Annotated in this window: 18 protein-coding genes, 1 tRNA gene and 2 rRNA genes (1 of these 21 only partly in view); 9 read left to right on the top strand and 12 right to left on the bottom strand. The window is 55.3% G+C overall.

From position 1 onward, the window contains the following. A 23S ribosomal RNA gene (locus PSQ90_RS09010) occupies nt 1-2,520 on the top strand; it begins 201 nt to the left of the window's first position. Nucleotides 2,521-2,769: 249 nt separating this feature from the next. Further along, a 5S ribosomal RNA gene (gene rrf, locus PSQ90_RS09015) occupies nt 2,770-2,885 on the top strand. 257 nt (nt 2,886-3,142) lie between these two features. On the opposite strand, the gene PSQ90_RS09020 is transcribed toward rrf, so the two are convergent. Continuing rightward, nucleotides 3,143-3,844 (bottom strand): DUF4336 domain-containing protein, encoded by a 702-nt coding sequence (locus PSQ90_RS09020; RefSeq protein WP_282210003.1) that lies wholly within the window; start codon nt 3,842-3,844, stop codon nt 3,143-3,145. Nucleotides 3,845-4,615: 771 nt separating this feature from the next. Here PSQ90_RS09020 and PSQ90_RS09025 point away from each other — a divergent pair. The 4 genes from PSQ90_RS09025 to PSQ90_RS09040 all read left to right on the top strand — a co-directional run bounded on the left by PSQ90_RS09025 (nt 4,616) and on the right by PSQ90_RS09040 (nt 6,811). Next, complete coding sequence (locus PSQ90_RS09025; RefSeq protein WP_282210004.1) at nt 4,616-5,002, top strand: DUF1761 domain-containing protein; 387 nt, start codon at nt 4,616-4,618, stop codon at nt 5,000-5,002. A 219-nt stretch (nt 5,003-5,221) separates the two neighbouring features. Beyond that, nucleotides 5,222-6,130, top strand: a complete 909-nt coding sequence (locus PSQ90_RS09030; RefSeq protein WP_282210005.1) for an alpha/beta hydrolase — start codon at nt 5,222-5,224, stop codon at nt 6,128-6,130. Nucleotides 6,131-6,170: 40 nt separating this feature from the next. Beyond that, nucleotides 6,171-6,437, top strand: a complete 267-nt coding sequence (locus PSQ90_RS09035) for a nucleotidyltransferase family protein (RefSeq protein ID WP_282210006.1) — start codon at nt 6,171-6,173, stop codon at nt 6,435-6,437. Then, nucleotides 6,431-6,811 carry a nucleotidyltransferase family protein gene (locus PSQ90_RS09040; RefSeq protein ID WP_282210007.1) on the top strand — a complete coding sequence of 127 codons (381 nt, stop codon included), beginning with the start codon at nt 6,431-6,433 and terminating at the stop codon, nt 6,809-6,811. Before PSQ90_RS09035 ends, PSQ90_RS09040 begins: the two co-directional genes overlap by 7 nt. Nucleotides 6,812-6,902: 91 nt before the next feature. On the opposite strand, the gene bfr is transcribed toward PSQ90_RS09040, so the two are convergent. Continuing rightward, the gene (gene bfr, locus PSQ90_RS09045; RefSeq protein WP_282213020.1) at nt 6,903-7,388 is read right to left on the bottom strand and encodes a bacterioferritin; all 486 of its coding nucleotides are present in this window, start codon (nt 7,386-7,388) and stop codon (nt 6,903-6,905) included. A gap of 381 nt (nt 7,389-7,769) precedes the next feature. Next, nucleotides 7,770-9,095 carry a bifunctional diguanylate cyclase/phosphodiesterase gene (locus PSQ90_RS09055; RefSeq protein ID WP_282210008.1) on the bottom strand — a complete coding sequence of 442 codons (1,326 nt, stop codon included), beginning with the start codon at nt 9,093-9,095 and terminating at the stop codon, nt 7,770-7,772. Between the two features lie 216 nt (nt 9,096-9,311). Between PSQ90_RS09055 and PSQ90_RS09060 the strand changes: the two genes are divergently transcribed. After that, on the top strand, nt 9,312-10,172 hold the full coding sequence (locus tag PSQ90_RS09060; RefSeq protein ID WP_282210009.1) for an alpha/beta hydrolase: 861 nt from the start codon (nt 9,312-9,314) through the stop codon (nt 10,170-10,172). Here the strand turns inward: PSQ90_RS09060 and PSQ90_RS09065 are convergent. Together PSQ90_RS09065 and PSQ90_RS09070 are read right to left on the bottom strand one after the other, a co-directional pair. Then, complete coding sequence (locus tag PSQ90_RS09065; protein WP_282210010.1) at nt 10,144-10,830, bottom strand: DUF599 domain-containing protein; 687 nt, start codon at nt 10,828-10,830, stop codon at nt 10,144-10,146. The genes PSQ90_RS09060 and PSQ90_RS09065 overlap by 29 nt on opposite strands. Before the next feature lie 68 nt (nt 10,831-10,898). Continuing rightward, nucleotides 10,899-11,936, bottom strand: a complete 1,038-nt coding sequence (locus tag PSQ90_RS09070; RefSeq protein ID WP_282210011.1) for an aldo/keto reductase — start codon at nt 11,934-11,936, stop codon at nt 10,899-10,901. Nucleotides 11,937-12,193: 257 nt separating this feature from the next. On the opposite strand from PSQ90_RS09070, the gene PSQ90_RS09075 reads away from it, so the two are divergent. Beyond that, nucleotides 12,194-12,270 (top strand) — tRNA-Met (locus PSQ90_RS09075). A gap of 179 nt (nt 12,271-12,449) precedes the next feature. Here PSQ90_RS09075 and PSQ90_RS09080 read toward each other — a convergent pair. Continuing rightward, the gene (locus PSQ90_RS09080; RefSeq protein WP_282210012.1) at nt 12,450-13,637 is read right to left on the bottom strand and encodes an alpha/beta fold hydrolase; all 1,188 of its coding nucleotides are present in this window, start codon (nt 13,635-13,637) and stop codon (nt 12,450-12,452) included. A 156-nt stretch (nt 13,638-13,793) separates the two neighbouring features. Between PSQ90_RS09080 and PSQ90_RS09085 the strand changes: the two genes are divergently transcribed. Continuing rightward, nucleotides 13,794-14,000 carry a hypothetical protein gene (locus tag PSQ90_RS09085; protein ID WP_282210013.1) on the top strand — a complete coding sequence of 69 codons (207 nt, stop codon included), beginning with the start codon at nt 13,794-13,796 and terminating at the stop codon, nt 13,998-14,000. 94 nt (nt 14,001-14,094) lie between these two features. Here PSQ90_RS09085 and PSQ90_RS09090 read toward each other — a convergent pair whose 3' ends face one another. From PSQ90_RS09090 to PSQ90_RS09115, 6 genes are all read right to left on the bottom strand, one after another. Continuing rightward, on the bottom strand, nt 14,095-14,670 hold the full coding sequence (locus PSQ90_RS09090) for an NADPH-dependent FMN reductase (protein WP_282210014.1): 576 nt from the start codon (nt 14,668-14,670) through the stop codon (nt 14,095-14,097). Between the two features lie 8 nt (nt 14,671-14,678). Further along, nucleotides 14,679-15,452 carry an ABC transporter permease gene (locus tag PSQ90_RS09095; protein ID WP_282210015.1) on the bottom strand — a complete coding sequence of 258 codons (774 nt, stop codon included), beginning with the start codon at nt 15,450-15,452 and terminating at the stop codon, nt 14,679-14,681. A gap of 8 nt (nt 15,453-15,460) precedes the next feature. Continuing rightward, a complete protein-coding gene (locus PSQ90_RS09100; RefSeq protein ID WP_282210016.1) occupies nt 15,461-16,177 on the bottom strand; it encodes an ABC transporter permease in 717 nt (238 codons plus the stop codon). A 58-nt stretch (nt 16,178-16,235) separates the two neighbouring features. Next, the gene (locus tag PSQ90_RS09105; RefSeq protein WP_282210017.1) at nt 16,236-16,988 is read right to left on the bottom strand and encodes an ABC transporter substrate-binding protein; all 753 of its coding nucleotides are present in this window, start codon (nt 16,986-16,988) and stop codon (nt 16,236-16,238) included. A gap of 39 nt (nt 16,989-17,027) precedes the next feature. Then, nucleotides 17,028-17,813, bottom strand: coding sequence for an ABC transporter ATP-binding protein (locus PSQ90_RS09110; RefSeq protein ID WP_282210018.1), 786 nt, complete (start codon nt 17,811-17,813; stop codon nt 17,028-17,030). 121 nt (nt 17,814-17,934) lie between these two features. Continuing rightward, nucleotides 17,935-18,690, bottom strand: a complete 756-nt coding sequence (locus PSQ90_RS09115; protein WP_282210019.1) for a ribonuclease activity regulator RraA — start codon at nt 18,688-18,690, stop codon at nt 17,935-17,937. Nucleotides 18,691-18,714: the final 24 nt, after the last annotated feature.

Below are 18,714 nucleotides of genomic sequence, written 5' to 3' on the forward strand. Positions count from 1 at the left end.
TCAACCGAGACTCCGTTAGTAGTGGCGAGCGAACGCGGACCAGGCCAGTGGCCTCTTTGTAAGAACGGGAATGGAATGGAAATTCCAGCCATAGTGGGTGATAGCCCCGTACCGGTAGAAAGCGAAGAGGTCCTCGAGTAAGGCGGAACACGTGAAATTCTGTCTGAACATGGGTAGACCACTATCCAAGCCTAAGTACTCGTGCACGACCGATAGCGAACAAGTACCGTGAGGGAAAGGTGAAAAGCACCCCGACGAGGGGAGTGAAATAGTTCCTGAAACTGGATGCATACAAACAGTAGGAGCCCGCAAGGGTGACTGCGTACCTCTTGTATAATGGGTCATCGACTTAGTCTAACTAGCAAGCTTAAGCCGTTAGGTGTAGGCGCAGCGAAAGCGAGTCTGAATAGGGCGTTAAGTTAGTTGGATTAGACCCGAAACCGAGTGATCTAGGTATGAGCAGGCTGAAGGTAAGGTAACACTTACTGGAGGGCCGAACCCACGTCTGTTGAAAAAGACGGGGATGACTTGTTCCTAGGGGTGAAAGGCCAATCAAACTCGGAAATAGCTGGTTCTCCGCGAAAGATATTTAGGTATCGCCTCGAGCGAATACTCTGGGGGTAGAGCACTGGATGGGCTAGGGGGTCTCACCGACTTACCAAACCTAACCAAACTCCGAATACCCAGAAGTACTACTCGGGAGACAGACGGCGGGTGCTAAGGTCCGTCGTCAAAAGGGAAACAGCCCTAACCTACAGCTAAGGTCCCCAAGTGATAGTTAAGTGGGAAAGCATGTGGGATTGCTTAGACAACCAGGAGGTTGGCTTAGAAGCAGCCATCCTTTAAAGATAGCGTAACAGCTCACTGGTCAAGCGATCCTGCGGCGAAGATGTAACGGGTCTAAAACTATCCACCGAAGCTTAGGGTTTACAACTTTGTTGTAAGCGGTAGCGGAGCGTTCCGTAAGCCTGCGAAGCGGTACCTGTGAGGGGCCGTGGAGGTATCGGAAGTGCGAATGATGACATGAGTAGCGACAAAAAGTGTGAGAGACACTTTCGCCGAAAGTCCAAGGGTTCCTGCGCAATGCTAATCAGCGCAGGGTTAGTCGGCCCCTAAGGTGAGGCAGAAATGCGTAGCCGATGGGAATCACGTTAATATTCGTGAACCAGATGGTAGTGACGGATCGCGCAGGTTCGTATCCCCTTAACGGATTGGGGGTGCGATGAGCCGGTTCCAGGAAATAGCTCCATCGACATTGACCGTACCCTAAACCGACACAGGTGGACTGGTAGAGTATACCAAGGCGCTTGAGAGAACTATACTGAAGGAACTCGGCAAATTGCATGCGTAACTTCGGGATAAGCATGACTCATGCGAGGGCAACCTTGTATGAGTGGCACAAAATTGGGGGTGGCGACTGTTTACTAAAAACACAGGGCTCTGCGAAGTTGCAAAACGACGTATAGGGTCTGACGCCTGCCCGGTGCCGGAAGGTTAAAAGGAGAGGTGCAAGCCTTGAATTGAAGCCCCGGTAAACGGCGGCCGTAACTATAACGGTCCTAAGGTAGCGAAATTCCTTGTCGGGTAAGTTCCGACCTGCACGAATGGCGTAACGACTTCCCCACTGTCTCCAGTATAGACTCAGCGAAATTGAATTCCCCGTGAAGATGCGGGGTTCCTGCGGTCAGACGGAAAGACCCCATGCACCTTTACTATAGCTTTACGCTGGCATTTGTGTCGGCATGTGCAGGATAGGTGGTAGGCTTTGAAGCAGGAACGCCAGTTTCTGTGGAGCCAAAAGATGAGATACCACCCTTATCGTCATAGATGTCTAACCGCGGCATAACAGTGTCCGGGACAGCGTATGGTGGGTAGTTTGACTGGGGCGGTCGCCTCCCAAAGAGTAACGGAGGCGCGCGATGGTGGGCTCAGACCGGTCGGAAATCGGTCGACGAGTGCAATGGCATAAGCCTGCCTGACTGCGAGACTGACAAGTCGAGCAGAGACGAAAGTCGGTCATAGTGATCCGGTGGTCCCGCGTGGAAGGGCCATCGCTCAACGAATAAAAGGTACGCTGGGGATAACAGGCTGATAATGCCCAAGAGTCCATATCGACGGCATTGTTTGGCACCTCGATGTCGGCTCATCACATCCTGGGGCTGGAGCAGGTCCCAAGGGTATGGCTGTTCGCCATTTAAAGTGGTACGTGAGCTGGGTTTAGAACGTCGTGAGACAGTTCGGTCCCTATCTGCCGTGGGTGTAGGAATATTGAGAAGAGCTGACCCTAGTACGAGAGGACCGGGTTGGACGAACCTCTGGTGGACCTGTTGTGGCGCCAGCCGCATTGCAGGGTAGCTAAGTTCGGACGGGATAACCGCTGAAAGCATCTAAGCGGGAAGCCTCCTTCAAAACTAGTATTCCCTTGAGAGCCGTGGAAGACCACCACGTCGATAGGCCGGGTGTGGAAGCGTAGCAATATGTGAAGCTTACCGGTACTAATAGCTCGATTGGCTTGATCGTTCTCATTAATCAATGCTCGTAACGGCCTTGCCGTTACGATCTCTCTGCCTCACGGGTCAAAGACCCGCCGGCGGGGCGGCCAAAAAGTTGGCCGGGGTCGTTCGCTGCGCTCCTCCGGGAGCGCTGATGAAAAACCTGATACGCATTGTCGAAAACATCGGTCACAAAAAACACCAGACCAACGCTTCTTGCATGGGAAAGCGTGGTCCAAATATTTAACCAGAATTTACGCCAGCTGTTTTTCGCCGATCTGGTGGTTTTTGCGCGGTGCTCAAAACCCGATCCCATCCCGAACTCGACCGTTAAACACTGCTGCGCCGATGGTACTAAGTCTTAAGGCTTGGGAGAGTAGGTCGCCGCCAGGTCTGCCAAAAACAGCTCAGTCTCTTTACAATCTCGAAACAACAAAACCCCCGCCAAAAGCGGGGGTTTTTGCGTTTATACTCCTCAAACCAACCTCCAATCCAACGCCCAACGCCCAACGCCCCCGACATCGGGCCGGCCCAAAGCGCAGCAAATACTCAATCGCGCCCTCCGCGTGGTGGCGGTATATCGACCCGTCAAAAGCAATCCAACCTGTTCGAAAGCTGCTGATGGCCGCCTAGCTGCGGCGGCCACGGGTCTATATCCATTCAAAAGCCTTTTTCAGGAACTGCTCGCCGTTTTGAGCCTGCCATCGACCATGAGCCATGATGACGCGCTGCGGATGCCAACCCAGAATTTTGTCGCGGGCGGCTCGGGCCGGCTTGCGATTGAAGTAGGTCAAGCGTAGCTCGAGTGGGGCGTATCCCTTGCCTTCGACAATACCCCATAGGCGGGCGATCCAACGCTGCCAGCCCGACCAGTGCTTAGCCAGAAACGTCTCCGAAAAATTTTCTGACATGTCGGCGAGAATGGCTGTGCGAGAAGGCCTGTGAAAGAACACAATCTCTTCGAGAAATGGCGAGCCAAAGAACCATGCCTGCTCGAACTGGTTCTGCCATTGTGGCGGCGCGTCGTGTTCGAGTGGCGCGGCGAACATGAGGTCGTTCCGCTTCTTTATCGTCGTGTGTGGTCCCCACAATTGCGCATCTGGATATGAATTTTTCCAGTCGGGGAGAAAGAGATGATGGATCTTGTTGGGGCTAACCAGATGGGCTGGGCTGCCAAGCGCGTCAATTTCTGCCTTTAGCTCAGGGCCGAGAGTGATCGGAGACCAAATCCACAGTTTTTGGTTCGGCAAACGAACGATGACACTGCGAGTTGGATAGGCGAAGCCATAGAAATCGACGATGTTTCCCTCTGCGGTCCAAATGTTATCGTCCAGGCGGGTCAAAATAGTCATATTGTTAAAATTACTTCAATTAATTGGCACTGCAGATGATCGTATCGAGGGCGAAAAACAATCGCTAGTGAGTAGTGGCATTGAAGCGAGCGAATCGGACCTTCGCCGTGCCATCAATTTCCCCCCGTCCTGTAGAGCGCCCGCTCGAATGGCCAAGTGGACAAAGTGGTCCAGGCGAACAATGCGGGGAAGGCGATGGGGTCCAAGTTGCCATCGCTCCATGTGTCCCAAAGGAGGATGCGATTGACTGACGTGCAAAGGATTTACCGTTGCGTTTCGACAGCGAGCAGCAGGTTCCTTGCAGCCGGGGGAGTGTTATTCTGTTCATTAAGAGCACGGCCAGTATGCCACTTACTCCCGCGAACCTTAACCATTTGGGCACCGAAATGATCCGGGGTGTCTAGCGATTGTGTCTGAAAACCCGTCGTGAATGGCCGCTTCGACTCCCGCGTCGCTGATCAGATCTTGGCTGTATTTGGTAAATGGTCGCTTAGCAGAATTCCATCCACCATTAACTCTTTGTTAACAAGGTGAAGGCAGCATGAGCACGCTTAAGCCAGAGGGCAGGCGTACCCCGCAGTCGTTGTGGTCTGCCTGTCCTCGCCAAGCCCGCTCCCAGTTCATCTGCAGATCAAACAGCGTCTTGGCTGAAACGGGGCCGGTAGGAAACGGCTTATCAAATAATTCGTCAACCATATGGTTGAATAATATTCGGTCCTGAGGTATTTTGTGTATCTGGTTCATGGTGAGCCTTGATCAAGGGGGCGAAAAATGGCGGAAATTTTAACTGATGTGAGTTGGATCGCAGTCATTGTAGGAACGATTGCGGCGTTCTTTGTGGGTTGGTTGTGGTACTCCCCGATGCTGTTCGGCAAGACTTGGGCAGCAGGCAATGGGGTTGAACTGGGGTCGGCGGCGTCAATGCCAATGATGGCCATGGGCCTGCAGTTTGTGGGGTTGTTCCTGGTTGCCTGGTTTGTTGGGGTGACGGCAGTGGAGAGCCGCCTACTCACCTTTATTCTGGCGGTTCTCGGTTTTGGGGTGTTGCAGGCGTCGGGCGGACTATTTGCGCGCAAACCGCAAGCTGTCGTGCTGATCGACTTCGGATATTTGATCGTGGCATCGATTTTGATGTTTATTGCGCAGGCAATTTTTTAGTTTTTCGCGCCGTTAGTGCCCTTTGTGTTCCTGGGCACAAAGGGCCAAATTGCTATTTGTGTTCACGAATGCCTTGAAATATTCGGATTTGACGCGCATCGGCGCGGGATATTCCCAAGTGTCGGAAATTTCATGTCCTGGTTGCGCTCGTTTCCCATTGTATTTTTGTTGTTCTTTTTGACTGTGTTCGGAGCCTCGCCGGCGAGGGCGTTGTCGGTCATGGATCCTTTCAATATCCCAGCGGCCATGGACAGTGGCACGGTCAAGGCTGGTGACGGGATAGCCTATGCCGACGGGCAGAGGCACTATCTGGACGTATATGCGCCAGAGGCGCGCGGGGTCGCGGCGCCGGTCGTGTTTTTCATATATGGCGGCGGCTGGAACCGGGGCGAGCGCAGCGACTACCAATTTGTTGGCCGCGCTTTGGCTGCACGTGGATTTGTCACTGTCATTGCAGATTACCGACTGGTACCCGAGGTTAAATATCCTGAATTTCTCGAGGACAATGCGTCGGCCCTGCGGTGGGTGCAGGATCATATTGGTGAATATGGCGGCGATCCCAATCGGGTCTTTCTGGCAGGGCATTCAGCAGGGGCCTACAATGCCGTGATGCTGGCGCTCGATCCCTCATTTCGAGCTGAATATGGGGTCACGATGCCGATCCGAGCGGTCGCGGCGCTCTCGGGGCCATTTGACTTCTATCCATTTGAATATGGCGAGGTTCAAAACGCCTTTGGCGATGCACCGAGCCCTGAGGGTACTCAACCGATTAATCTTGTAACGCCTGATGCTCCGCCGATGTATCTGGCGAGCGGCACGACGGATCCAATCGTGCGGGTCCAGAACACCGAGAACCTGGCCGCCAAACTGACCGCCAGCGGGGTCTGGGTAACCACCAAATATTACGAAGGTTTTGGTCATATGGAGCCGGTAATCGCCATGGGCGCGCTGTGGCGCTGGCGCATGCCGGTTCTGGACGACATGGTCGCGTTTTTTACCCGGTTTGGTGCCTTTCCCAGCGGCGTGCCCTATGTAGCGGTGGCGCCAGAAGCTCCCGCGACGGCAGTTGAGCCGATGCGTAAAATTATCGACCAGCTCGACCAGATGTTTGAGCCGATAGAAAATTAGTCGGCAGACGGACCAGCCGGAATCGATTTAGCGTTGACGCATGGTAGATCATTTGCGGCTGGCCGGGGCCGATCCGGTGCGACAATTGGCGGAACTAAAAGGCATTGTGCGGTCATCGCCAGTACTCATGGATGTATTGGCGGGGCTGCGTGCGCTTGATCTACCCGACAGTTGGATTGTTTCCGGTGCCATCTACAATACTGCGTGGAACGCCCTAGTGGGACGGCCGACGCTGACGGGTGTCAAGGATATCGATGTTGCCTATTTTGAGCCACTTGATCGCTCCTACGAGGCCGGGACATGGTGATCAAGCGGGCACAGCACCAGTTCACAAGCATTGACGTGCCGGTTGAGGTGCGAAATCAGGCGCGGGTGCACCTGTGGTTTCCTCAAAAGTTCGGCATTGCCTATCCCGAACTAGGCAGCAGCGTCGATATGCTGACCTACTTTTCTACCAGGGCATATGCGGTTGCGGTGCAGTTAAAGATCGACGGCGAGCTTACCATTGAGGCGCCGTTCGGGCTGGATGATATGTTCTCTTTCCGACTGGCGCCCAATTTGGCGCTGGACAATTGCGCGACCCATGAGGCCAAGGCGCGGCGCGCTATGGCGATTTGGCCGGAGTTGGTGTTTGAGCCATGGCCAAGTGTGCCTGAACTTGAGGCACGCCAGCGGCGCTGAATAAATTGGCGGCTAAAAGCCTTTGCCACATTCTTGGATTCAAATGGGGCCGCCCGGATCGACCGGACAGATAGGACAAAGTCGACCGCTTTTATTCGGCATTGTCGGCGGGGGCCGAGTTCAGCTGGCCATATTTTTCCGGGCCGATACGGCCGAGAAGGTCGAGTTGGGTTTCGAGAAAGTCTATGTGGCCTTCCTCGTCGGTCAGGAGAGACTCAAAGAGATTTTTGGAAACATAGTCGCCAAGTTCCTCGCAAAGTTCACGGCTGGCTTTGTAGGCGGTACGGGCATCATACTCGCCGGCCAGGTCGGCTTCGAGCACTTCCTTGATGGTTTCGCCAATGCGCAAGGGAGCGATGCGCTGCAGATTGGGATGGCCTTCGAGAAAAATGATGCGCTCGATCAGACGATCGGCGTGGTGCATTTCCTCGATGGATTCAGCGCGTTCCTTGGCAGCAAGCTTTTTGAAGCCCCAGTCGTCAAGCAGTCGGTAGTGCACCCAATATTGATTGACGGCGCCCAGTTCGAGAAACAGGGCCTCGTTAAGCCGCTCTATTACTTTTTGTTCGCCCTTCATGATGTCCTCGATTTTTTTGGATTTCAGTGTGGCGAGTTGGGCCTGCACGCTGGACAATTGGCTTGGCGTACAGGCCTGCTCACGGTGATAGTTTTCCGTGACGCGAACGATAATGTCCACCACATTTGGCACGCAACCGCTACAGCGCGCGCGGCGCTCCAATTCGCGGTAAACCTTGGCGGGGACCACCAATTGCCACGGGTCCTGCCGCAGGAGGGACAGAACGACGTCCTCAATCTCGGCGGCGCTGATCATGTTACACTGGCAGACAAGCATGATTGGTACTGGTTGAAGCGGTCAATGATATCGGCTGCATAAAGCCGTTCTAATTTATGATTGTCAATGTCAGATAATGTCACATCAGCGTGCGGACAAGGGATATCAGCTGTGTGCCGTCAGCCAGGCGCGGAACTCAGCCTCAGGCATAGGGCGGGCCATATAATATCCCTGCGCCTCGTCGCACCCCAGATCGCGCAGCAGGTCATAGGCATGTCTGGTTTCGATGCCCTCGGCGCAAACGCGGAATCCCATGCCCTTGGCCAACAGCAGGATTTGGCGCAATAAAAAGTCATCGTCGCCAGGTTCGCGCAGCGGCCGTACGAACGATTGGTCGATCTTGAGCACATCGGCGGGGAGGCGATCAAGATAGGAAAGGTTTGAATATCCCGAGCCGAAATCGTCCAAGGCGACGTCGACACCGGCTGCGCGCAGGCGAGCCAGTTGCTGGATGGCGCAATTTGCGTTGGTTGCTAACGTTCCCTCGGTAAATTCCAGTTCGACATGGTGAGGCTCGAGCCGATGGGCGCTGCAGCTGGCCAGTAGCATTTCGTCAAACCCCGGCTCAGAGAGATTGACCGGCGACGCATTGATCGACATGCGAAGGCTGTGGCCCAGTTCGAGCAGGGCCCGGTTGGTGGTCATCGCCGTGGCCATGACCCAATCGGTGAGAGGCGCAATCAGGGCGGTCTGTTCGACCAGCGGTATGAATTCGGCAGGCGATATGGGCCCCAGTTCGGGATGGGTCCAGCGCAGTAGGGCTTCGGCACCTTTGCATTGGCCAGTCTGCATTTGGATGCGCGGCTGGAAGTTCAGTGTCAATTGGCCCGGCTGGGCAATGGCCGCAGGAAGATCCGCCAGAATGCGAAAGGCGCGCAGGTGGGCGGCGTCGGAACCGTGATTATAAAATGAGATGCCGGTTTCGGTGCCGCGACTGTCCTGAGCAGCTGTCAGAGCGGCGCGCAAGGATTCGGCCGCGGACCGCACAGCGTTGATCGGCAGCAGACCAACGCCAACGCGGGTTTTGATGGGGATGGCATCAACATCAATGGCGTCGGAAAAACTGCGGGCAATGGTTGTTGCGATGTTGGGGTGGGCGTCCAGACAGGTCTGCTCAATGGTGAACGCGAAGCTGAGAACGCTGACATGAAAGATCGGTGTGGAAGGTGGGAGCACCGAGGTCAAAAGGCGGGCGCCGGCTCGGACGAAGTTTTCGGCAAATGCCATGCCGAGGGCACGCAGGACTTCATTGTAATGACGCGCATCAGCCAGCGTCACCAGAACCAGTGTTCCTGGCTGATCCACAGCGCTATCGCGGCGCCAGGAAAAATAGTCCTCAAACTGCAACCGGCTCGGCAGATGGGTAATGTGGTCGAAGCGCCCGAGATGCTCTGGGCTTGGCGCTACGAGAGGGGTGTAACTGTTGGGCATGGCCGACGTCCCTTTTGGAGAGGGAACCGCAAAATTTGTGCCACGTGAATTTGCCGAACCGGCCAATTGATACTCCCGCGCCTGAGGGGCACTTGAACCCGCATAGTGACGAGGGAAACTTAAGTGCGGGTTACTGCGTAGCTGGTAACGGCTTGAATATGCTTGTCGGCTAGTGTTGGCATCACATTGGGCCAGAGCAAACTAGCGGATGAAACAATGGCATTTTCCATTCTTGGCGCGATCAATTTTCTCTCCCCTAAAGATCGCGGTTCTGCCAAGATTGCGCGGGATCTGGTTTATGGCCCGGCCGCGCGGCACCGGCTGGATATTTATGCGCCAAAAGGCGCCAGGGAAAAGTTGCCAGTCGTAATGTTTGTATATGGCGGCTCGTGGAGCGACGGTGCCAAGGATCATTATGATTTTGTCGGGCGGGCCATCGCTGCATTAGGCTTTGTAACGGTCATTGCCGATTACCGGTTATTGCCTGAAGTTGAATATCCGGACTTTCTGCGTGACTGCAGCGATGCGTTCGCCCATGTGGTTGACATGATTGGCCACTTTGGCGGGGACGCGGAGCGGATGGCCTTGGTGGGCCATTCGGCAGGTGCCTACAACGCCTTGATGCTGGCGCTGGACCCGCAATATCTGGCGTCGCGCAACCTGATGGCGCGGGTCAAAGCTGTTGCCGGACTTTCGGGACCGTATGACTTTTTCCCTTTTGACGGCAAGATTACGCTGCGAACCTTTGGCGCAGTGGAGGAGCCCGAGCGCACCCAGCCGATAAATCTGGTAAGTGGGCAGGTGCCACCCCTTTGGTTGGCGAGTGGCGATCGAGACAATTTGGTCTATCCACGGAACACAGTGGCGCTGGCCAAGGTCCTGCGCTCGGCTGGCGGTGAGGTTACCGAACGCCACTATGCCAATCTGGGGCATCCGGGGACTTTGATGGCGCTGGGTGTGCTGATGCGGCGGCGGGCGCCGGTTCTGGCCGAACTGGGCGATTTTCTGGAACAGCATCTGGGCGCTCAATTGGGCAAAAGGGCGCCCCTCAGCGCCGATGACCAGCGCGCCGATTAGCCTGAACGGCTGCCGAGGCTGCGGCGCGATGGGCGGTTGAGAAAAACTCGCGGTGGATCAGTAGCAATACGGTGAGCAGGCTGGTCAATATTGCGAGCCATTCGGCAGCAAACCAGGCCACCGTCGCGACGGAGAAATAATAGGCGCGAATGCCGCTATTAAAATTCTGGGCACCAAGGGCATTGACCTTGGCAATCGAGTCAATTTCCTCAGGCGCGGGATCGGTATCACGATTGAGCGCCCCAAGCATGATGCAGAAGTGGTTGAACTGGCGCAGCGACAGGGTGAATGAAAAAAATGCCAGCGCGAACATGGCCAGCATGACGGCTAGATGCAGCTGCACCTCGTTGACGGAATAGATTCGTTCCGTCGAGATTGACGCCAGTGCTTCCATCAGCGGCGCCATCTGGCCAAATACGGCAAACACGGCCAGCACCAGCAACACTGCGGTTGAGGCCATGAAGCTGACCGAGCCCATGATATTGCCGGAGAGAATGGCATCGAATGGGTTGTCGCGGCGCGCGGCGTTTGCAACCCAGCGTCGACGCTGCATGTTCATGATCACGGACAGTGAGGGCCGCAATTTTTCGATCCACGGTACCCCGACGTTGTAGACGAAATAGCAGAGCAGCGGAAACAGGGTCGACACCAGGGTCATGGCGGTCCATTTGTCCAGTTGCAGTTGGCCGACTATACGCAAATGCGCACGTTTGGCGAGGTTCGTGCCTAAAACGGGCGCGGATAGCGACGGTGCAGCGCCTCGATCTCCGCCAGAAAATCAGTCGACAAGGTCAGATCTATCGCACCCAAATTTGTCTTGAGTTGATCAAGGGAGGTTGCACCAATGATGACCGAGGTCATGAAGGGGCGGGTGAGGCAGAACGCCAGCGCAAGTTGGGCGGGATCAGCATTGTGCCGCCCGGCCAGCTCGACATAAGCGTCCACCGCGGCGCGGGAAACCTCGTTGTCGCGCCAAATGCCGTTCTGATAGTCGGCGCGGCTGCCCTTGGGGATTGCCCCATTGCGGTACTTGCCGGTCAAAAGCCCGGCAGCCAGCGGCGAATAGGCCAATAGGCCGACTTTCTCATGGTGTCCCAGCTCGGCTAGATCGAGATCGAAGTGGCGGCGCAGCAGGCTATACTCGTTCTGAACGCTGACAATGCGCGGCAGATTGTGCTGGGTTGCCAACCGCAGCCACTGGGAAATGCCCCAGGTGGTTTCGTTGGAAACGCCGACATGGCGGATTTTGCCTTGTTTGACTAAATCGTCCAGTGCTTCGAGCATGTCGAGCAAATTATCCATGACATCGTCGGTGTCCTGGGTGTGTGGGGCATAGGTCCAGGAATTCTGGAAATTGTAGCTGCCGCGCGATGCCCAATGGATCTGGTAGAGATCGATATAGTCGGTCTTGAGACGCAAAAGGCTGGCATCAACCGCCTTGCGGATCGAGCCGCCGCTGGCGCGAACGCCGTCGCGGATGTGATCATTGCCGCCGCCCGATATCTTGCTGGCCAAAATCCATTGGTCGCGCTTTCCAGTCTTTTTGAACCAGTTGCCGATTATTTCCTCGGTGCGGCCTGAGGTTTTTGCCGTAGGCGGAACTGCGTAAAGTTCGGCGGTGTCCATAAAATTGACGCCGGCCTCGAGCGCATGATCGATCTGATCGTGGCCTTCTTGCTCGGTATTCTGGCTGCCCCAGGTCATGGTGCCCAGGCAGATTTCGGTGACATTCAGCCCGGTGCGGCCAAGTGGATTGAGTTTCATACGCCAAGCTCTTTGTTCGATTTGGCGGCACCCTAATTCGGTGTGACCGCATATGGAATGGCAAATGGCTGTAACCAATCAGTTTTTTGCAATATCTGGCTTAATTCGGGGGTGTTCGTGAGCCAAATTGGGGAATAGTCAAAAAACTATCACAATGGCAGAATTAGACCTTGAGGTCTGCGCCCCCAACCCCTATATAGCCGTCACAGCGCGACGCCGGTCGTGTTGAAGGTCTCAGATTTAGGGACTTTTCTTGGCGCGGGATGGAGCAGCCCGGTAGCTCGTCAGGCTCATAACCTGAAGGTCGTAGGTTCAAATCCTACTCCCGCAACCAAAAACCTGGCCAACGAAATTGTTGGAATATTACGAAAGCCGCTGACGTATAATGTGGCGAGTCCCCGTGAAACTCAGAAGCCATTTTGCGCTTTGGACCGGTATCTCTGTTGCGAGTGTCTCAGGACGCGCACGGGACACCGACCAGACTGCCAATTAGGCGTTGGGGAAATGTCTAACTCAGAGGCTGAGGCCTTCGAGAAATGTGCCGATTACATACATCATCTGCGACCAGCTCTTCTCCTGAGGAAGAGGGACATGGTTTCTGCTTTCCAGTGAAACATACTGCGCGTTCGGTATTTCGCTTGCCAGGATACGCCCCTGCTCAATGGGCTGCACTGCGTCCGAAATCGCATGAATGACAAGCGTGGGGGCGGAAACTGAATGCAGGATATCTGTTACATCAAACCGGTCGATTATCTGTCTTAACCGTGCTGCGTTTTCTGGAGAAATTGTTTCGATTTGCATCCTGACAAAGCTTGCCATTTGGCTGGCCGTTGCATCCGGCACAAACAGTGATGAAAAGGCATTGATGAACGGACTGTCGGCTTTGCCCCAACCCGTACGGATAAGCCCTAATATGGTGCCTTCGTCGATGTCTTCATGGGACGCACCGCGCAACGCGCGCCCCTTGGCGTAGCCGCCATATAGAATCAATCCGGTGACACGACGCGGATATTGTTGGGCAAAACGTATGGCTACAGGAACGGCCTGCGATGCCGCAAAGATCGGGAATCGATCCAGGTTGTTGGCATCGGCAACCGCCTTTAGGTCATTGGCAAAGGCGTCGATATCCGCGCCCTCGAGGTCGCGCGTCGACAGACCTGTCCCCCTTTGATCGTAGCGATATAGCGTGTTGTTGCTTTCCAGACCCTCGATAAGTGGTCGCCAGACAGGACTGTGTAAATCGAGTTCCAGGTGAGACAGCCAATGTGCCGCCCTGATCAAAGGCGGGCCGTCGCCACTTTGTGAATACGCTATTTTTGCGGAGTCAGAAGACTGTGTGAAATGAATCGAATGCGCAGTTGCACGGTTGGGTGCGGCTGCTACCATTTCTGAACTGTTTCTCACTTCAACAATAAGCTGAAAGCCCCGACCGTGAACGGTCTTGATGATTGCCTGATCGCGGCCCGAGTCTCCGACGGCTTTTCGCGCGGCATTCATGCGCGCGCTAATTGTCGCGTCCGACACGTTCAAACCACGCCAGACGGTTTTTATCAATTCATCTTTTGTTACCAACCGGCCCTGCCTTTCGACAAGGACGAGCAGCAGTTCAAACACTTGGGGTTCGACATGGACGGGTAGGCCGTCGCGATGAAGGGCGTGCTTGTCAGGGTCGATCGAACAATTGGCGAACTGATATGTCATGGATCTCATTAAGCCGCCTTTAGGCAATGCTCCTCAAGGGCATTAGGCTGGTGCTGTCAGAAATTATCGAAATGACAAGCAGTTCTAAAGATGCCCTTCAAGCTTTGACGGAGTTCTCAGCGTTTACTGGGTTCGCGGCAGAGGAGAATTGGAATCATGCAACGCGATGAAACGCCCGAGATCAAGCGTCGTCCCGATGGGTCAATTGATGTCAATCACTACATAAGAATTGGTATGCAAAGACGTGCGGAGCAGGCGCATGCAATGGCCAAATTAGTGCCGCTCAAGGGCGGGGTCTTATCTTTGCGATTTTGGGCGATTGGTGCCAGCCATGGCAAGTCGGCGGTGCCTCGACGTGGGTGATTGAAATCGAAGATTGCTGCTGCCTTCGCGTTTACGTTTCGTCGCGCGCAGGTCGGCTTTTACGGATCAGACATGCCATCGTCGCTGCCAGTGGCTACACTTCCCAACCCGATCGGTAAACGCGGTTGGAAAGGCCATTCGCGAGCTCAATTTTGACTTCGACGGTTTTATTAATGCGCGAGCGCAGCTTCGTGCTGAAACTAGTTTCGGCGTCGAAATCTTGGTCAGTTGCATAGACTGTGTACGGATTAATTACGCATTTGAAATCAAGCATCAAAGATAGAGCGACCGGGCCATAGGCCATGTAGCTGTGGGGCAGCCCGTCTGCACATAGAAATGTCACTATCTTATCAAACCAAGCAGCGCGCCTTCCGCCATTGCCCGTTGCGCCTGTGAGTTCAATTAGATTTGCCGCCGCGCTTTCCAAGCTCCAGTTGTAGATGGGAGAGGCAATAAATACGCCGTGGGATTCTTCGATTGCGCGATGAGCTAGCGCATATTCTGGATGGTTGAAACAACTTGTATTGTCAAACGGCGGTAAGCCTGTCGTTCTTAAATCAATGAATGTTGAGACGTGACCCTTGCCGGCAAGCAGCGCCTCTACTTCACGGGCAATTAGTAGACTTCGACTCGCCGGATCGAGACTGCAGGAGAAAATTGAAAACTTCATGGTTGCGTTCAGCGCGGTGATTTGGGCTGGGTAAAGCTTGGGATGGTCATGCGGGCCTCAACCAGCCGCAGACCGAGCGTGAGCAGGCCTGCGAGTACCAGATACAAAGCCGCGCCGTAGAGAAAAATCGAGAGATCGTAGGAACGCGAGAAGATGGTGCGGGTTTGTCCCATCAGATCCATGACAGTTATGGTTGAAACCAGCGCACTGGCTTTCATCAGCAGGATAACTTCATTGCCATAGGCCGGCCAGGCGATGCGAATGGCTTGGGGAAATATGATGCGGCGCATGCGTTGGGACCATGTCATGCCACAGGCTTCGGCGGCTTCGATCTGGCCATGGGGCAGGTTCTGAATGCCGCCACGCAGGATTTCGGCGACATAGGCGGCTGTGTTGAGGGTCAAGGTCAAAAGACCAACCCACCAGCCTTCCTTGAAGAAAGGCCAAAGCGGTCCGAGTCCTTCGGCACCCATGGAGCCCAAGCCGTAATAAAGCACCCATAACTGGACCAAAAGCGGCGTGCCGCGGAAGACATAGATATAGGCGTGGGCGGGGATCGAGAGAAAGCGGCTGGACGAGACGCGCGCCAAAACCACAGCGACGGCGATGAGGAACCCCAAAACTGAGGAGAGCAGTAGCAGCTCAAGGGTTACAAAAAAGCCGTCAAAAAACCGCGGGCAGGCATTGACGAAAAGGTCGGGACTGATCGGGGCAAGAGCGCCGCAAATGCCATCGGAGGCGGCGATCTTGAAGTTCAGGTAAACGCGAACAAAATCAAACATGGTGCCCCTTACCGCGCATAGCCGCGCCGCGCACCAAGCTCAAGGCGATGGCGGGCGATATCGGATACGGCTGTCAAGACCAGGTAGATGGCCCCAGCGGCAAGGTAGAACACCAGCGGTTGCAAGGTTGATTCGCTGGCGACCTTTGCCTGACGCAATAGTTCGTCGAGCGCAATCACGGCGGCCAGGGAGGTGTCCTTGAGCAGCACCATCCAGAGGTTGGCAAGGCCGGGTAGCGCAAATCGCCACATTTGGGGCAGGCGAACGCGCCAGAAAACCTGTCCGGCCGACATTCCAGTGGCGGTTGCCGCTTCAATTTGTCCTGTCGGTACGGCAAGATAAGCGCCGCGGAAGACTTCGGATGCATAAGCGCTGAATATCAGGCTCAGTCCGGCGACAGCGGCAGCAAATTTTGGCACTTCGAAACTGCTTTGAATGCCGAGGCCGGCGGCAATCTGCTGAACGACAAGGTCAAGCCCGAAAAAAACCAGTAACAGCACAAGGAATTCGGGCGTGCCGCGAATGAAGATAATGTAGGTATTGGTCAGCCAGTTCAGGGGGCGCCAAGGCGACAAACGGCCACCTGCCAGCAGCAACCCGAGGGCCAGGCCACAGACAAGGGAGACCGCGGCAAGCTGCACGGTTATCCATGCGCCTGCCAGCAAATCGTCGCCCCAACCCGTGTCGCCAAAGGCGAGAAGCGAGAAAACCGATTCATTGTTCATGGCACCCTCGCTTGTAGATGGGGCGACCGTTCAGAAACGGTCGCCCCGGTTGGCTTGATCAGTAAATGTCGAAGGGGAAGTACTTCGCATTGATCGTGGCGTAGGTGCCATTGTCGCGGATGGTCTTGAGCGCGCCATTGAGGGCTTCACGCAACTCATTGTCATCCTTGCGCACGGCGATACCGATCTTGTCAGCGATATCGATATTGTCGCCGATGAACTCGAAGCCGTCGTGCGTCTGCAACCAGTCATAGGCAGGGTAGATATCGGAAACCATGGCATCGATCCGGCCCGCATCCAGGTCAGAATAAGCCGCGGTCTGCGTGTCATAAAGCTTTACATCGGCGCTGCGCCCAAGATTGTCTTCCGCCCACTGCGAAGCAACGGTTGAGCGTTCCGCGCCAACCGACTTGCCAGCCAGATCATCGGCGCCGGCAATACCGCTGCCTTTTTTGGCCATGACGTGCAGATAATTTGAATAGTATGGCTCGGTGAAGCCAACGGACTGCTGGCGTTCAGGGGTAATCGACATCGATGCGATAATGGCATCATATTTGTTGGCGACCAGGCCGGGAATGATGCCGTCCCAATCCTGCGCAACAACAGTGCACTCAGCCTTCATTTCGGCGCACAAAGCGTTAGCAATATCGATGTCAAAGCCAACCAGATTTCCGGCAGCGTCTTTTTGGTTGAAGGGAGGATAGGCTCCTTCGGTGGCAATGCGGATTTGCATCGGCTGAGCGATGGCGCTTCCGGCGGACGCTGCCGCGATGGTTGCGACGAGGGCAACGGTTACGAGCTTTTTGAACATGTGGTTCTCCTTTTATAATTTGTTGTTTTATTTTGGCCGCTAGAGCACGCTTGCCAGAAACTTGCGGCAAGCGTCGGTTTGCGGTGATTGAAATATCTGCTCGGGGGATCCCTGCTCGCCGATCCGTCCCTGGTGCAGAAAGACGACATTTTCCGAGACTTCCCGGGCAAATCCCATTTCGTGGGTTACCACGACCATCGTCCTTCCCTCGCTCGCCAGATCGCGCATGACCGCCAGAACCTCGCCGACAAGTTCGGGGTCGAGTGCCGAGGTCGGCTCGTCAAAAAGCAGAATCTTGGGTTGCATGGCGAGCGCGCGGGCAATGGCAGCGCGTTGTTGCTGCCCGCCCGAGAGATGGGCGGGGTAAGCATCAAGTTTGTCGAATAGCCCGACGCGGGCCAGAAGCGCCTCGGCCTGTTCGGTGGCCTCCGCCTTTGGCACCTTAAGCACCTGTACCGGGCCTTCCATGACATTTTGACGGATGGTCATGTGCGCCCAGAGATTGAAGTTCTGAAAAACCATGGCGAGGCTGGCGCGGAACAAGCGGACGTCGCGCTTATTTGTAATGTGGCGGTGACCACGGCCGGAAGGGGAAAGGGGCAAGCGTTTTCCGTCGACGGTAATCTCGCCCTTCTCCGGAATTTCAAGCAGGTTGATGCAGCGCAATAGCGTCGATTTACCGGAGCCGGATGCGCCGATCAGCGAGACTACCTCGTGTTGACGGGCACCGAAACTGATGCCCTTGAGCACTTCGAGGCCACCAAAGTCCTTGTGAATGTTATTGACCGATAGATAGTCATTTCCCGCAGTGCCTTGTGAGGTCACGCCATGTTCCTGCTACTCGCGCCAAGGGGCTTTTTTTGTCGGCCCATTGCACTTTCTTTAGCCCATCTTTTATCCTTTGGTCAAAAACTAAGCGTGGCGGGCGACTTTTGCCGTTGAAGCGTTATTGCTTTGGCGGGGTGGCAATGGGGTTGAGTTTGCGCCAATCCTCATATTCCTGCCGCGCGTCGGCATGGAGGGGGTAATAGCGCTGCAAGGGCTCGCCCTGCATCAGTTTCATGCGAGAAAAATCTTCCCATTCGTGTTGTACGGAAGCGTTCTCGATAACCTGGGCGGCGAGCGCCACAGGTACGCAAACGGCTCCGTCGTCGTCGGCCACAATGATGTCCCCTGGCATCACAGTAACGCCGCCGCAGGCGATGGGCGTATTAACGGCAAACGGCATCAGGCCGGTCTGGGTATGAAAGTTTGGCGTCAGGCCACGAATCCACAGCGGGATATCGAGCTTTTTGGCGTTGGTGTAATCGCGCACACAGCCGTCAATGATGATGCCGGCCCCGCCCCGCCCCTTGAAATAGGTCATCATCATGTCACCAAAAATGCCTGCACTCATGTCGCCGCGGGCATCGACCACGACAATGTCGCCCTTTTCGACCTGATAGAGTACGTGGCGATGCAGTTGCTTTTCGGGGTCTTCATATTCGCCGTCGCCGTAGAGATCCTCACGCTTGGGCATAAACTGAAGCGTCAGTGCGGGACCGGCAATCGCTTTCCCAGGCGCCCAAGCGACAGGGCCATCAATGTGACAGTTGCGCAAGCCCATATGGGCCAGGGTACTGGAGGCGGTCGCGGCCCCCACGGCGCACAGGGCATCAACGATTTCCTGTGGCGGACGGGTGATTGTGGGTGGCTGAATCATTGTAGCTCTCCGTTCCTGGCCTAT

It is taken from the genome of Devosia rhodophyticola (assembly GCF_028816475.1).
GTDB classification, from domain to species: Bacteria; Pseudomonadota; Alphaproteobacteria; order Rhizobiales; family Devosiaceae; genus Devosia; species Devosia rhodophyticola.

Bases quoted from the DNA above. Each gene is read 5' to 3' on its own strand.
- PSQ90_RS09055 (WP_282210008.1), bottom strand. From the start codon at position 9,095: ATGCCCAACAGTTACACCCCTCTCGTAGCGCCAAGCCCAGAGCATCTC.
- PSQ90_RS09090 (WP_282210014.1), bottom strand. From the start codon at position 14,670: ATGAAGTTTTCAATTTTCTCCTGCAGTCTCGATCCGGCGAGTCGAAGT.
- bfr (WP_282213020.1), bottom strand. From the start codon at position 7,388: ATGAAGGGCGAACAAAAAGTAATAGAGCGGCTTAACGAGGCCCTGTTT.
- PSQ90_RS09070 (WP_282210011.1), bottom strand. From the start codon at position 11,936: ATGAAACTCAATCCACTTGGCCGCACCGGGCTGAATGTCACCGAAATC.
- PSQ90_RS09100 (WP_282210016.1), bottom strand. From the start codon at position 16,177: ATGAACAATGAATCGGTTTTCTCGCTTCTCGCCTTTGGCGACACGGGT.
- PSQ90_RS09085 (WP_282210013.1), top strand. From the start codon at position 13,794: ATGCAACGCGATGAAACGCCCGAGATCAAGCGTCGTCCCGATGGGTCA.
- PSQ90_RS09095 (WP_282210015.1), bottom strand. From the start codon at position 15,452: ATGTTTGATTTTGTTCGCGTTTACCTGAACTTCAAGATCGCCGCCTCC.
- PSQ90_RS09040 (WP_282210007.1), top strand. From the start codon at position 6,431: ATGGTGATCAAGCGGGCACAGCACCAGTTCACAAGCATTGACGTGCCG.
- PSQ90_RS09115 (WP_282210019.1), bottom strand. From the start codon at position 18,690: ATGATTCAGCCACCCACAATCACCCGTCCGCCACAGGAAATCGTTGAT.
- PSQ90_RS09025 (WP_282210004.1), top strand. From the start codon at position 4,616: ATGGCGGAAATTTTAACTGATGTGAGTTGGATCGCAGTCATTGTAGGA.
- PSQ90_RS09030 (WP_282210005.1), top strand. From the start codon at position 5,222: ATGGATCCTTTCAATATCCCAGCGGCCATGGACAGTGGCACGGTCAAG.
- PSQ90_RS09065 (WP_282210010.1), bottom strand. From the start codon at position 10,830: ATGACCCTGGTGTCGACCCTGTTTCCGCTGCTCTGCTATTTCGTCTAC.
- PSQ90_RS09060 (WP_282210009.1), top strand. From the start codon at position 9,312: ATGGCATTTTCCATTCTTGGCGCGATCAATTTTCTCTCCCCTAAAGAT.
- PSQ90_RS09035 (WP_282210006.1), top strand. From the start codon at position 6,171: ATGGTAGATCATTTGCGGCTGGCCGGGGCCGATCCGGTGCGACAATTG.
- PSQ90_RS09105 (WP_282210017.1), bottom strand. From the start codon at position 16,988: ATGTTCAAAAAGCTCGTAACCGTTGCCCTCGTCGCAACCATCGCGGCA.
- PSQ90_RS09020 (WP_282210003.1), bottom strand. From the start codon at position 3,844: ATGACTATTTTGACCCGCCTGGACGATAACATTTGGACCGCAGAGGGA.
- PSQ90_RS09080 (WP_282210012.1), bottom strand. From the start codon at position 13,637: ATGACATATCAGTTCGCCAATTGTTCGATCGACCCTGACAAGCACGCC.